This window comes from Ralstonia mannitolilytica (assembly GCF_000954135.1).
GTDB lineage: Bacteria > Pseudomonadota > Gammaproteobacteria > Burkholderiales > Burkholderiaceae > Ralstonia > Ralstonia mannitolilytica.
Genome location: NZ_CP010800.1, coordinates 687,550 through 701,577 on the forward strand (window position 1 = coordinate 687,550; position 14,028 = coordinate 701,577).

4 protein-coding genes are annotated in these 14,028 nt (G+C 69.1%); 1 reads left to right on the plus strand and 3 read right to left on the minus strand.

The features are described 5' to 3' along the window. The first annotated feature begins 80 nt into the window (after positions 1-80). Complete coding sequence (locus tag TK49_RS19775) at positions 81-11,402, plus strand: LWXIA domain-containing protein (RefSeq protein WP_045219317.1); 11,322 nt, start codon at positions 81-83, stop codon at positions 11,400-11,402. A gap of 12 nt (positions 11,403-11,414) precedes the next feature. Here the strand turns inward: TK49_RS19775 and TK49_RS19780 are convergent, their stop codons facing one another. The 3 genes from TK49_RS19780 to TK49_RS19790 are packed head-to-tail and all read right to left on the minus strand — an operon-like array spanning position 11,415 to position 14,014. Continuing rightward, positions 11,415-12,068 carry a methionine ABC transporter permease gene (locus TK49_RS19780; protein ID WP_045219319.1) on the minus strand — a complete coding sequence of 218 codons (654 nt, stop codon included), beginning with the start codon at positions 12,066-12,068 and terminating at the stop codon, positions 11,415-11,417. Then, the gene (locus TK49_RS19785) at positions 12,049-13,194 is read right to left on the minus strand and encodes a methionine ABC transporter ATP-binding protein (RefSeq protein WP_045219321.1); all 1,146 of its coding nucleotides are present in this window, start codon (positions 13,192-13,194) and stop codon (positions 12,049-12,051) included. The genes TK49_RS19780 and TK49_RS19785 overlap by 20 nt, the downstream gene beginning before the upstream one ends. Positions 13,195-13,198: 4 nt before the next feature. Continuing rightward, positions 13,199-14,014, minus strand: a complete 816-nt coding sequence (locus TK49_RS19790) for a MetQ/NlpA family ABC transporter substrate-binding protein (protein ID WP_045219324.1) — start codon at positions 14,012-14,014, stop codon at positions 13,199-13,201. Between the last annotated feature and the right edge of the window lie 14 nt (positions 14,015-14,028).

A 14,028-nucleotide genomic window follows, 5' to 3' on the forward strand; every position in this document is an offset into this window, starting at 1 on the left:
CTACGAATTTTCCGGATAGGCGGACTTGGCAAGCGCGGCAATCATGGGCGAGTGCTCGTAGTCTGCCCAGGAGAACCGTAATGCTCAGAGCCATCGACGGCGGTGGCGGCATCCCGACGCCGCCCAAGCCCATCCAACCGCCGCCGGCGCCCAGTGCGCGCGATGTGTCCGATGCGGAGACGGCGCTGCGCAATGCGCTCCAGGGCAAGGCTTGCGACGACACGGCGGCGCTGAGGGCCGCCGTCGAGAAAATCCAGCAGACGCAGCCCGGCATCAACCGGGAGGCCCTTGCGCGGGCCGCCATCCTGCTGCAAGCCGCGCACAACGGCCCCGCGCATGCGACAGCGCAACCGAAGGTGGACGCGCTTGAGCAGGCCGCCAGCCAGGTCGGCCTCACGCACGTGTTCGACAACACCACGCTGGATGGCGCCACGCATGCGCTGTCGGACAAGCCGCTGACCACCGACAAGGCGCCGCCCCCGCAGGCCGTGACGCTGCAAGACGCGCGGACCGCCATCCAGACCGGGCTCGACCGCGGCATGACCGAGGCCGAAGCCGTCAACGCGGCGCGCGCCCAGTTCGGCGGCAGCGAGCAGAACGAGACGGTGCTGAGCGAAGCCGCCCTGACTATCGCGGCCGAGAAAGCCGTGGCAGACGGCAAGGTCCCGGCCGACGCCGACCCGATCCAGGATGCCGCCAAGCAGGACGTCTGGCTCGGCATTTTCTCCAAGCCGACCATCGACAACGTCGTGAAGACGCTGCACGTCGAGCTCAAGCCGGCCGCCAACCTCGACGACACCGTCAGGGCGACCCAGACCGCCTTGGAGACCTGGCAGAAGGACAAGGCCGCCAATGCCGACGCGGCCACGCTGGCGCGCGACAAGCAGGCCTACCACACCGCGCTTTCCGACGAACTGAACGCCGCTGCGGGGCAGCCCGACAGCCAGTGGCGTGCCGATCCGCTGCAGACCGACCGGCGCCTGCTTGCCGAGCGCCTGGTCGCGCAACGCAATAGCGCCGCAAGCGGCGCGCAAGGCGTACCTTCGGCGGCCAGCGTGCTGAACGACCTGCAAGCCGCCCAGATCGTCGATGCCGCACAGGCCGCGCGTGCCTCGGGCGGCGCCGGCGGCAACCTCAAGGCAGCGCAGGCGCTTACGCAACACTTGCGCGGCGTGGCCGACACCGCCCCGCTCTATACGAGCGTCATGGACGACGCACGCACGCAGGACATCCAGGCTGGCGCGCTGCAGGACATCACCCACGCCAGCGGCAAGGATCCGCACGACACATTGGTGGCCGAAGGCAACGCGCTGTCGCGCTACAAGGACACGGCGCTGTACAAGGGCCTCGTCCACTCGGTGCTGAACGCCGGCATCACGCACGACAACATCGCCAAGGTGGGCACGCCGGGTGAGCTGCGCGACATCGCGGCACTGCTCGAAGACGTGCAGCGCGCCTCGCCGGAGCTGGCACAGGCGCTCTACACGCAAAACCTGCAGGGCAAGATCGACAGCAAGATCAAGGCGGGCGACCCCGAGATCTACGCCCCCAGCATGAAGACGCTGGACGAGCGCGACGACTACTACGGCCCCATCAGCCGCATCGTCAACGCACTGGGCGGCCCCAAGAGCGACGGTGCGGCGCATGTCATGGGCAGCCTGCGGTCCTTCCTCTCCAATGCGCAGGCCGACCTGGACCGCTACAAGGAAAACGGCTACACGCCGCCCAACACACCGTTCGACACGCTGGGGCTGGCCAAGGCCAACAATGCGTCGATGGCGCCGTACCAGGCGATCATCGATGAAGACCCGAACGGTGCGCTGTCGAAAACGCTGCAGAAGCACACCGGCCTGAAGCCGTCGCCGACGACGGTGCAGGTGGGGCCGGACGATGCGGCCCACCTGTCCAAGGCCCAGGCGGCGCTGAACAAGGCGCTGGGCGGCGGCACGGCCGATGCGGCCGGCCTGCAGAAGGCGCTCGATGCCGCCCGCAACGACAAGGCCAACGCCGACATCAGCAACCGCACGTGGGCGCAGGCAGCGGTGCTGGCACGTGCCCAGGCCGTGACCTTGGCGCGGCAGCAGGACAAGACCGGCGACAAGTCAGGCGACAAGACCGCGCAGCCCCCCAGCGACCCGATCGACCAGGCCACCAAGGATGTCGATGCCGCCCAGCTGTTTACCGAACAGGATCTGCAGGACGGCGTGAACGCCCTGCGCAAGGGCAACCTGGCGGCGACGCCCGATGCCAAGACGCCGGACACGCAGCGCGACGGCGCCCAGCCCGACACCACCGCCCATCTGAGCCAGCTGGTGGCCAGCGGCATGACGCTGCCCGAGGCGATTGCCGCCACGCGGGCCTGGCTCGGCGGCAACGAACAGAACGAGGCGATGCTGACGCAATCCGCACTGACCGTGGCGGCGCAGCAGCACCTGGAGGACTACTACAAGGACCCGACGCAGGACCCAGTGGAGGCCGGGGCCAAGGACCTTGCCAAGCTGAACGTGCTGGACCCGGACGTGCTGCGCGTGACGGCCGGCATCATGAAGCAGGACATCGAGCCCGACCAGAAGGCGCTCGACGGCGCGGTCACGCAGGCCCGAACCGACTACGCGGCGTGGCAGGACGCCAAGGCCAAGTCTGACAAGGCGCCCGACAACGCAGAGCTCAAGGCCGCTGCCGCACGCGCCCTGCAGGCGTATCACGACGATCTCGACAAGGCGCTGAACGTTGCCGCCGGCCGCAAGCCCGAGGATGGCGACTGGCAGCTCAGCCCCGACAACGTCGATACCCTGTGGAAGGCGCAGAACGCCGTCACCATGGCCGGCATCGCGCCCGAGATGGACGCGGCGCGCGGCACCGGCAAGAACTCGCCCGAGTTCAAGCAGTTGCTGACGAGCTTCCAGCAATGGCAGACGGCGCTGGGCGCGCAGCAGGCGCTGCACATTGCCGCGCACGCCCTGCAAACCAACGGCGGCCCAGGCAAGGGCGACGCGGCGGCGGCCAGGCGGCTCACCGGTCTGCTCGCGGGCATGCAGTCCGGCGACCCGCTGTTCGACCAGGTCATGGGCGACGCGAGCGTCTCGGGCCTGCAGCAGCGCGCGCTGCAATCCATCCTCGACCACGCGCCGATGATGTGCACGGCCGCCAACGACGGCAAGGATTCGCCGCAGGGCCGGCTCACTGCCATGGGCACGGCGCTCGATGTCTACAAGGGCACGATCTTCTACGCGCAACTGCTGGACGACACGATCCAGGCACCGCAGACGCAGTCGCTGTTTCAGCAGAGCGGCGCCCAGGTCTTCGGCAAGGACAAGAAAGACCAGGCCAACGCAGCAGCGGACCAGATGAACGGCGTCGCGCCGGACCTGGCTGCTGCGCTGTACCACAGCCAGTTCCGCGGCAAGCTGGACGTGACCGACCTGAAGGCCATGTCGCGCATCTACGCGGCCGCCGGCGGTGCACGCAACCAGGACATGACCGACCTGCGCAAGCAGATCGAAGGCCTGATGCTCAAGCCCATCGACAAGGGCGGGCTGGGCACGGAATCGGTCGATTCGCGGCTGAACACCACGTACTTCGTCGGCGGCGGTGGCATGGCCGTGGTCACCGGGCAGGATTTCGGGCTGGCGGATGTGAAGGACGACAACGTCCCGATGCAGCTCACGCAGGACATCCTCGGGGACAACATCGACGACGAGGTCAGCAAGGAGATCCGGCGCGAGACCGGCATCAAGGAGGCCTCCAGGCCGCCGGCGCCCGTCAGCACCGCGCCCCACGCCACCAATGCGAGCCCTCGGCTGCAGAACGATCTGAACTGGACCCCCGACACCGCAGGCGTGAGCTCAGGCACCACCGCCGGTGTCACGGCCAGCGGCAACACCGTCGGCCTGCCCTGGCAGGACGGCATGCACACGACCACCAGCCAGGCCCAGGTGTACAACGCCGTGGGTCAGGCATACGGGCTGGACCCGACCTACACGGCGCGCACGCTCGGCGAGCAGCAAGCCATGGCCGACGGCCAGTTCGCGGAATACAGCGGGAACGAAGTCGTCTACGACCACAAGGGCCACAAGACCACGCTGGCACAGGTGGCCGGCCAGCTCATGCGCGGCGAAGGCGTGACCACGCCCAGCGGCACCACGCCCGTGGTGCTCACCTCGCTGTCGATGCAGTGGTGGGACAACCGCGAGGGCAAGGGCGACGCCAAGCGCCTGGCCATCATGGAGGGCATCGGCACCGACGGGCGCTATATCGACGTGGGCCCGGCCGATACCACCGTGCGCAACGGCTATGGCGACTGGGAATCGCACAGCGGGCTGGATCGCGGCCTGCTGATCGCGCAGCCGCACTGGGTGGTCGATGCCAACGGCAACCTGATGACCGGCGACGGTTACTGGAAGACCTACAAGCCCGACGATCACTGGTACAACTGGGAGCACCTGAAGACCGACCTGGAGATCGGCCTGACGGTGGCGGCCGGGATCATCACCACCGTCGTGCAGCCCGAGACCGCTGCGCTGTGGGCCGTGGTGCTGTCGAACCTGGCCGATGCGTACTTTGCGGTGACGGCCGTGGCAGGCGCGGCACACTCGATCAATGCGCTCTCCACCGCCAAGGGCCGTGAAGACCCGTGGAACTGGGTGGGCCTGGGTGCCAACGTGCTGGGCGGCGCCGCCGGTGTCGGCGGGCTCATCAACCGCACGGCCGTGGCTGGAGCGCGCGTGGGCGCCTACAACGCCGATCTCATGGAGGCGATCAACGCGGTGCGCATCTCGCGTGGCGCGAGCGCCGAAGAAGCCGCGCGCATCAGCCTGCTCAATGACAATCGCTGGGCATTGCGGCCGTTCCAGAACAACCTCACCAACGCCGTGCTCAGCCGCGCGCTGTACGGCTCGCCCGCGGCCACCGCCAACGCGGCGCGACGGCTGAATGCCGTGTTTGGCGTCACGCGCAACCCGGGTGTCGCTGCCGATCTCACGCTGGGCACGATGCGCCTGCAGCGCTTGAACGAGGCCATCCCGCTGCTCAACCGGGCCGACGTGCTCGCCAGGCTGCCGGCACGCCTGCGCCGGCTGGCGGGGCTGCAGTTCCTGGGCGGCGGCGCGCTGGCGTATCGGCTGATGGGCACCGGCGCGCTCAACACCAACCTTGCCGCGATGCTGCACCAGGGGCAGTCGCTGGCGGCATCCAACGGGCAGGCGACGGGTGAAGACTGGGTGCAGTTCTTCACCTCGGCCGGGCTCATGGGTGCCGGCATGGGCGTGGCGCGCCAGCATGGCGCGTCGCAACGGCGCGCCTACGCGGCCGCGGTGGCCGACCTGGCCGCATCGGGCGTGCGCATGCCGGGCGTGGCGCCCGCCCCGGGCAGCTCGCCGGCGCAGCGCGTGCTGCCGGAGCGGGGCCCGCGTGGCGCCGAATCGGCACTCGAGTCGCAGCAGGCGCTGCTGGCCCGCGTGCAGGCGGAAGGGGCAGACGCAGCCAACGGTGCGTTGAGCAACAAGGACGTGTACCGCCTGTACGCCCGCACGGGCGGCGTCACGGGGCCGGAAGACACCATGCCGGGCGAGTTCTATTTCCCGCGCCTGATCGCCCTGGCAGAGCAGCGCCCCGAAGGCGCCTACACCGTGTCGCAAGCCGACGGCGCCTTCGTTGACAGCACGATGCCGACGGAAGGCCGCGCGCGCACCACGTTCTATCACTTCATGCGCGAGGACGGCCTTGTCGACCCGAACGCCGTCACCGAGCGCGTCTATGTCAACGCCAAGACGCCGCACGTGCTGGACGTGCTCGACTTCCTGGTGCGCGGCGTGGTGGATCAGCCCGGCCGCTTCCCGGGCGTCTATGCAGCCAAGGCGGCCGGCCCCGACGCCGCCGGCCCGCGCGCCGACAACATCGTCGTGTATGCCACCGACCGCGCGGCTGTCGATCGCGTGGTGGAGGCGTTGCGGCATTACCAGCAGCAGCATCCGGACCACTTCCACGACACCGTGCCGTCGATGACGCAGGCGCAGTTGCGCGGCGTGTCCACCGCGGCGGAGCCCACGCCCGCGATGGTGGACCGGCTGCTCAGTGCCATCGACCGTTTTGCCGCCGGCAACACGCAGTTTGGCGCCTCCAACATCGGCCGCACGCCGGGCCCGGAACAGAGTTTTGGCAGCATCCGCGCCTATGCGATCTCCCTGGCGCAGCACGACACCGTGCTGGCGCAGCAGGCCGCCGCGCAATACGGCGTACCGTTCGACTACAGCGCCGCGCTGCAGAAGGCCACCAGCCGGCGCTTTGCCGAGATCGGCGTCGACCCCGCCAACCCGGCGCGAAACCTCGGCGGCCCCGTGGACCGGCGGGCCGGCTCGCCCGACTACAGCGGCACCGGCACGCAGTACCGCCCGCAGGATGCCACCTACCAGACCACGCCGGGCGATCGCGTGACGATGGCGTTTGGCGGCGCGCCGCTGCCGCCCGCCGCCCATGCCCTGATTGGCGCCTCCGACACGCTCACGCGCCAGTTGCGCCTGCTGCACGACGCCGGCTGGGCGGTGCGCTTCGGGCGCAGCAACCGCGGCTCTGCGGTCGATGCCGAGCGCAAGACCATCACGCTCGATGCCAACGCGCCCGACGCCGGGGCGCTCGTCTACACGCTGGGCCATGAGACCGATCACGCCGTGAAGGTCGAGCTCGATCTGCTGGGCCTGCAAGGCCAAAGCGAGGGCAGCTACGTGCAGACCGCGCTCGCCGCCGAGGCCAGCGCGCAGGGCAACGCGTTCAACGTGCGCGACGAGGTGCTGGCCGCAACGGGCGTGGACATCGGCGCCCGCGCGCAGATGCCGCAGCCCTTGGAACAGGCCTATGCCCAATGGGACGCCAACAACCCCGAGGCCTACCTGCGCCTGGCGCAGACCATGGGCAGCATGCGCACGTCCACGGCGCCGGACCAGACTTACGCGCAGTACTACGCCTCGCGCTGGAACGGCGCGGCGCCCGGCACACCGCACATGCCGGCACCGGCCTCGGCGGCGGCATCGAACGCTCAGAAGGCCGCCGCGAAGGCCGCCGAATGGCTCGACGTGAAAGACCTGCGCACGCTGCGGCACGTGCCCGGCGCCGAGGTGCCCAAGCTGAGCCAGCTGGCCACCAAGGCCGGCAGCAAGACCGTCCTGATCGCACTCAAGGACACCCGCCAGCCGGACGGCACGCCGGTCATCGTCGCCACCACGCAAGTGCGTGACGACGGCACCTTCGCGCCGCCCACGGCGGTGCGTGGCAGCAACGTGCCGAAGATCGTCAAGCGCGCCGTGCGCGGCGACAACTCGGCAATGCGCAGCGCACGCAAGGACGTCGACTTCTACATCAGCCCCGTGTCGTACGAGCGGTTGCAGGCATTTGGCGGGCCATCGCGCATCAATGGCGATGACGGCTCGCACGTGCTGTCACCGTCGGCCGACAAGATCGACGCGAAGGTCGTGGCCGATATACAGCAGCTTGGGCACGCCAAGCGCTACAAGAGCGTGAAAGACGCCACCGACGCCGCGAAGGACAGCGACATCATCTACGTGATCGACAGGAAGGGCGGTGCGCCCAAAGGCTATGCCAGGCGCGGCACCGACGGCACATGGACGTACCACGTGGATGCGCCGATGGACGGCGCCACCGTGCCCGGGCGCAGCCTCGAAGCCGCCTTTGCCCGGCAGCAGACGCACGGCGCGCGCACGCTGCGCAGCGCGCCGCGCAGCGTGCGCTTCGTGGTCAGCTCGATGCAGCCCGAGACGGTCAAGGAGCTGGGCGGCTTCCTCAAGCCGCGCACGCTGTGGAAGCAGGCCGAATACGGCATGCCGGCCTTCAAGCCGGGCGAGATTGCACAGGCCGCCACCACATTGAACCGGCGGGCCAACGGCGGCTTCCTGCGTGGGCGCGCGGCGCAGCTTCTGCAATGGCGGCAGCGCACGCTGGAGGCGCCCGTCACGACCGGCACGCCGCTGGAAGGCTCGGCTCTCGGCTACGCCGACGCGCGCATGCTGCCCGAGTCCGACGCCCATGCGCTCGACTACAGTGGGCCGAACATCGCCCACCTGCGCGACCTGGCGAAGCAAGGCTGGCTCGAAGCCGGCACGCACTACATCTACGTCTACGAGACGGCCGACCACGCGGGCAAGCTGGCCCGCCATACGCCCACGGGCCGCCTGGAGCCGGACGGCGATACCGGCAACTCGCTCACGTGGTATGCCGCCTGGAACAAGCCGGCCACGCCGCACAACGGCACCCCGGCCAAGGAATTGGCGATCGGGCACGACAGCTTTGGCGCGGATACCCACTTCCTGCTCACGCGCCTGCCGCCCGACCAGTTCGAGGCATGGCAGCGCAGCGGCAGCGGTCTGGAGATTGGCGTGTACCAGCCGGTGCTCTCCAGCACCACCACGGTGGCGCTGCCGCCCGACGCGCCCAAGCTGGGCAACCTGACGCGGCCTCTGGACGAGGTTGAACTGCTGGCCGGCAAGAAGGACGATCCCTACGCCAGCAATGTCGAATTCAAGCCCGTCAAGGACCATGCGCCCGAAGTGGTGATGGCCGATGCGCAGCTGTGGCGCAAGCTCAAGCTCAAGCTGCGCGTGGCGCGCGACGTTGCTGCCAACACCGTGTCGCGCCGCGTGCCGTTTGCGGGCAAGCGCATGGCACAGCGGTTCTCGGCGGCGGCCACGGCAGACCGGCACATGGTCAACACGTTTTTGCGCTCGGAATTCCCGCTCCAGGCGCGGCTGGCGCCGATGGGCCGGGCATACCGACTGCGCGACGATCCCGCCAAGGCGCTGGCGTTCATCAAGAAAACCGGCGGCGCCATGCCGGTGATCTCGCTCGTGGTGGACCCGTATTCGCTGCGCGCTGCCGTGGGCAAGCGCCAGGACCCGAGCTTTGTGCAGGCCGCCAAGCAGATCGACGTGAACAACGCGACGATCGACCATGCCAACGCGCAGATCAAGTCCGGCAGCGGCGCCGACCAGAAGAAGCTGTTCCTCGACGATCTGCATCAGTCGCATCTCGACAAATGGCTCGACCTGTCGTCGCAGACCGGCGTGGTCATCCGGCTGGAGTTCGCGCCGTCGCGGCCGCTGATCGGCACCAACAACCACTTCACCGCACGCACCAATGACGCGTACGACAACCACGTGCGGCTGTTCTCGATGCTGGAGAAGTGGGGCGCCACCCATGCCGATGCGCCGGCGCCCCACGTGATGGTCAGCTTCCACGGCTGGGATACGGTGCTCGAGCCGGTGCCAGGCGGCGGCAATGCCAAGCTCGTCGAACAGGTGCTGGAGCGGCCCACGCTGCCCTGGGTGCACATGGGCGTGTCGTACGCCACCAATGGTGCTGATGCCATCGCCAACGAACGGCTGAACACCGCCGTCGCCGACATGGTGCTGCGCTTCGAGCAGGACGGCGCGCCCACCCAGGGCCGGCTGCATGGCGACGATGCCCTCACGCGTGTGTTCGAACGCCCGTCCAAGAGCCAGTACGACGCGCAGAACCAGGTGCTGCTGGCCGAGATCGCGCGGCTTGGCAGGCAGAAGTACAACCTCTCGGACAGCCAGGTCAACGCGATCATCGACCGCGTCTTCAACGGCAACACGACCGCACTCGTCAATCGTGCCCGCGCCACCGAGATCGCCTTTGCCAAACCGCTGTGGGACGCCAAGGGGCGCCTGAGTCCGAAGGAGGAACTCGCCAGTCAGTTTGCCAAGCAATGGACGGACGAGATGGGCGTGGCTGCGCGCCCCGCGGGCGCCAAGGCGCTGCCGGCATCGGCCCGCGACCCGGCCACACCGCTGCCCACCTGGAGGCAGATGGTGGAAAACGAGAAGGCCCTGTCGGTGGACGCGTCCGGCGAGCCGCAGAGCGCGGGGCGTGTCCAGACCACGCAGACCGCGCGCAAGGTGCTGCTCAAGCCGGAACAGGCATCCGCGGAACTCAATGCGCTGGGCGTGGAAGGCGCCAAGCCCAAGCTCGGCACGCGTGCGCGCGAAGTGATGACCGTGGGTGCCTCCTTGGCAGGGGGCGCCGGTGCGGTGCTGATCGGCATCCCGGGCACCGGGGCCAACACGGTTTCGCTGGCCAGCAACCCCTCCATGCTGCTGCTGCGGGTCGGACGCTCGGCGCAGGTGCTGCATCAGGCGACGATGGCGACCATCGAGCGGGCCGATCCGCGCGTCTTCAGCGAAGCCACGCAGACGATGGTCGACCGGCTCGTCAAGGCACTGCCGGACCACACGTCGGAGAAGACCGTGCCGGCCGACTTGGCCGACATCGAAACGCGGCTGCGCACCTTCGTGGCCGAAGCCAACTGGAGCGTGCACAACATCTACCAGCGCCTGGGCAATCGCGAAATCACGCGCACGCAGGCCACCGAGGCTACCCAGGCCGTGTCGGCCGACCTGGTCAAACAGATCCAGGCCATCTTCAGCGGCACCGGGCTGCAGCAGGTGCACCTGGGCCACCCGCGCACCAAGCTCGGCTATTGGGGCCGGCAGCTCGCCATCGGCGGTTACAGCGCGGGGCTGGCCTCGTATGCACACGCCATGGCGACCAAGGCCTGGACACTGGCCCACGATTCGGCCATCTGGTACGTGCTGCCCACGGGCGGCACGGTGGCGTCGATCGCGTACACCACCGGCGTGCTGCTCGGGCGCGGCCGCAACATCGACATTGAGCAGCGCAGCCGCACGGTGCGCGGGCTCGATATCTCGGCGGACACGCTGGCCGCCACCGGCGGCATGCTGCTCGGCGCCGCGCAGATGATGGGTGGCGACTACCTCAAGGGCGTGCCGATGCTGCTGTCGTCGGGCGCGCTCGGCCTCTCGCGCTTCAGCTCGCACTTCCCGAACGCGTCGGAGTTTGTGAGCAAGCACAAGATCGCCATCGCGCTGCTGCCGCTCTCGGCGTATGCATTCAACCTGATCAAGCCGCTGTTCATGCAGGACGACAAGAACAAGCGTCCGCCCGGCACACCGGCTGTCACGCAGTCGCCTGGCGCGGCACCGAGCGCAACACCGAGTGCATCGGCATCGCCTTCGGTGTCGCCGTCGCCAACCGTCTCGCCGTCCAGCTCGCCTTCGCCATCGGCCAGCGCGAGTGCGCCCTCAACCAGCCAGCCGCCCGGCACATCGGCCACCCCGCAGCCCACGCATTCCGAATACGTGGTGCAGCCGGGCGACACACTCAACGGCATTGCAGACCGGTATCGCACGCCGCTGCTGCACGAGGCACACGTCTCCGATGCGCAGCGCCAGGCGATGTCGCACGAGCAGCAGGTCGAGGCCGCCCTGGCGCAGCTGCTGCAGCTCAACCCGCAGTTCGCGCATCGCAATGTCGGGCTGATCCACCCTGACGAGCCGGTCGTGATCGTGCCCTGAGCCGCGTTGCCGTCATCGGGCCTTCAGCCGCCGCACCGACCGGTCGCCGACCCACTGCACGAGGCTGACCAGCCCGATGAGCAGCACGATGACCACCGCCATGACGGTCGTGTCGAACCGCTGGTAGCCGTAGCGGATGGCGATGTCGCCCAGGCCGCCGGCGCCCACGGCACCCGCCATGGCCGACGCCCCGATCAGCGAGACGATGGTCAGCGTGAAGCCGCCGATGATGCCGGGCAGCGCCTCGGGCAGCAGCACGTGCCAGACGATGTGGCGGCGCGTGCAGCCCATGGCCTGCGCGGCTTCCACCAGCCCGCGGTCCACCTCGCGCAGGCTGATCTCGGCAATGCGCGCGAAGAACGGCGTGGCGCTGATCGACAGCGGCACCACCGCTGCCCACACGCCGATGGTGGCGCCGACCACGAGCCGCGTGAACGGCAGCAGCGCGACGAGCAGGATGATGAACGGCGTGGCCCGGAAGCCGTTGATGACGGCACCCAGCACGCGATGCACGCGCGGTGATTCCAGCGCGCTGCCCGGCGCCGTGAGCACCAGGATCAGCGCCAGCGGGATGCCCGCCAGCACGGCGATCAGTGCAGACGCCGACACCATCGTCAACGTGTCGAGCAGGCCCTGCCAGATGCGGTCAATCGTGAGCGGCGACATAGCCAAGGCTCCGGGTGTGTTGGGACAGCTGCAACGCGACGAGCGCGTCGTGCGACAGCGTGCTGCCCGCTGCGGCGACGAGCAGGCGCCCCTGCGTGCGGCCCTGGATGCGGTCGAGATCCGCCCGCAGCAGGCGGGTGGGATGGCGCAGCGCCTGGGCGATGTGCGCGAGGTCCGGCACGGGCGCCACGCCGGTGTAGGCGAGTTCGATCAGCTGCTCGAACGGTGCGCGGGCAGGCGGCGCGGGCTCCAGGCGCAAGGCCACGTCTTCGGGCAGGCCGCCGCGCAGCGGTGCGAGCAGGGCGCGCGTGGCGTCGTGCTGCGGATCGCCGAACACGCGCCACACGGGGCCCTGCTCGGCAATGCGGCCCGCTTCGAGCACCAGCACGTTGTCGCAGATATCGCGGATCACGCCCATCTCGTGCGTGATGAGCACGATGGTCAGGCCCAGGCGCCGGTTGATGTCGCGCAGCAGGGCAAGGATGGCGTCGGTGGTTTCCGGATCGAGCGCGGAGGTCGCCTCGTCGCACAGCAGGATCTCCGGCCGATGCACGAGCGCACGGGCGATGCCCACACGCTGCTTCTGCCCGCCCGACAGGCGCCCCGGATACACATGCTGCTTGCCCTCCAGCCCCACGAGCGTCAGCAGGGTGTCCACGCGCTCGGCGATTTCCGCTGGCGGCACGCCCGCAACCCTCAGCGGCAGCGCGACGTTTTCCCACACGGTCTTGGCCGAGAGCAGGTTGAAGTGCTGGAAGATCATGCCGATGCGCCGGCGCAGCGCCACCAGCGCGGCGGTGCCGAGCGTCCCGACGTCCACGCCGTCGACCAGCACCTGGCCGCTGGTCGGCTTCTCCAGCCCGTTGATGGTGCGCAGCAGGCTCGACTTGCCGGCGCCGCTGCGGCCGATGATGCCGAAGATGCCCCCGGCCGGAATGTCGAGGTCGATGCCTTGCAGCGCATGCACGTCACCGGCGGCTGCGCGGTACGTTTTGCCGACGTTGCGAAAGCGGATCGTGCCGGCACCCGGCGCAGCGATGGCTGCGTCGGCGTGCCGCGCGTGCGCCGCGGGGTCGGCCGGGGCGCCCGGCCAGGCGTGTGCGGGGTTGGAAGCGAGCGTGGTCATGGCATCACCGTTTGACCCAGGGCAGGGTGAAGAGCTTGTCGTCGTTGGCGTAGGACGTGCGCACCTGCTGGCGTACCGCGGGCGAGTCCTGGTACAGCTTGATGAAGCGCGCAATGCGCGGGTCGTTGGCGTTGTCGTTGCGCGCGACGAAGCGGATGGCGAAGTACTCGTCGTCGATGCCGGAATACAGCAGGCCGGCGCTCGCCACGTCCGGCTTGCCGGCGTTGACGAAGTGCGCGGGATAGCCCTGGGCGAGATCCACGTCGTCCAGCGCGCGCACGAGCTGCGGCCCTTCGATCTCGACGAACTTCAGCTTCTTCGGGTTGGCGATCACGTCGTTGAGCGTGCCGCGCGCCCCGACGCCGTCGCGCAGCTTGATGAGGCCGGCCTTCTGCAGCAACAGCAGCCCGCGGCCCTGATTGACGGGGTCGTTGGCGACGGCCACGCGCGCCCCGTCCTTCAGGTCGGACAGGCGCTTGATCTTGCTCGAATACAGGCCGATGTTGCCGAGCACGCCAATGCCCACGCTCTTGAACGCATAGCCGCGTTCCTTGATGGCGTTGTCCAGGAAGGCCTGGTGCTGGAAGTAATTGAGATCGAGATCGCCGGAGGCGAGTGCGACGTTGGGCGTGGTCCAGTCGGTCAGTTCGACGACCTTCACATCGAGCCCCTGCTTGCGCGCCTCGGCGGCGGCCACTTCAACGGAATCGGCAAGCGCCCCGGGCGTGACCCCGATGCGCAGCGGCGCGGCATGCGCGGCGGACATCAGCACCGGAACGAGGGCGGCAAACAGGGTAGGGAGCAGGCGCGAGAGCTTCATGGTCGGTTGGGATG

Coding starts and splice junctions, on each gene's coding strand:
- TK49_RS19775 (WP_045219317.1), top strand. CDS start 81: ATGCTCAGAGCCATCGACGGCGGTGGCGGCATCCCGACGCCGCCCAAG.
- TK49_RS19785 (WP_045219321.1), bottom strand. CDS start 13,194: ATGACCACGCTCGCTTCCAACCCCGCACACGCCTGGCCGGGCGCCCCG.
- TK49_RS19780 (WP_045219319.1), bottom strand. CDS start 12,068: ATGTCGCCGCTCACGATTGACCGCATCTGGCAGGGCCTGCTCGACACG.
- TK49_RS19790 (WP_045219324.1), bottom strand. CDS start 14,014: ATGAAGCTCTCGCGCCTGCTCCCTACCCTGTTTGCCGCCCTCGTTCCG.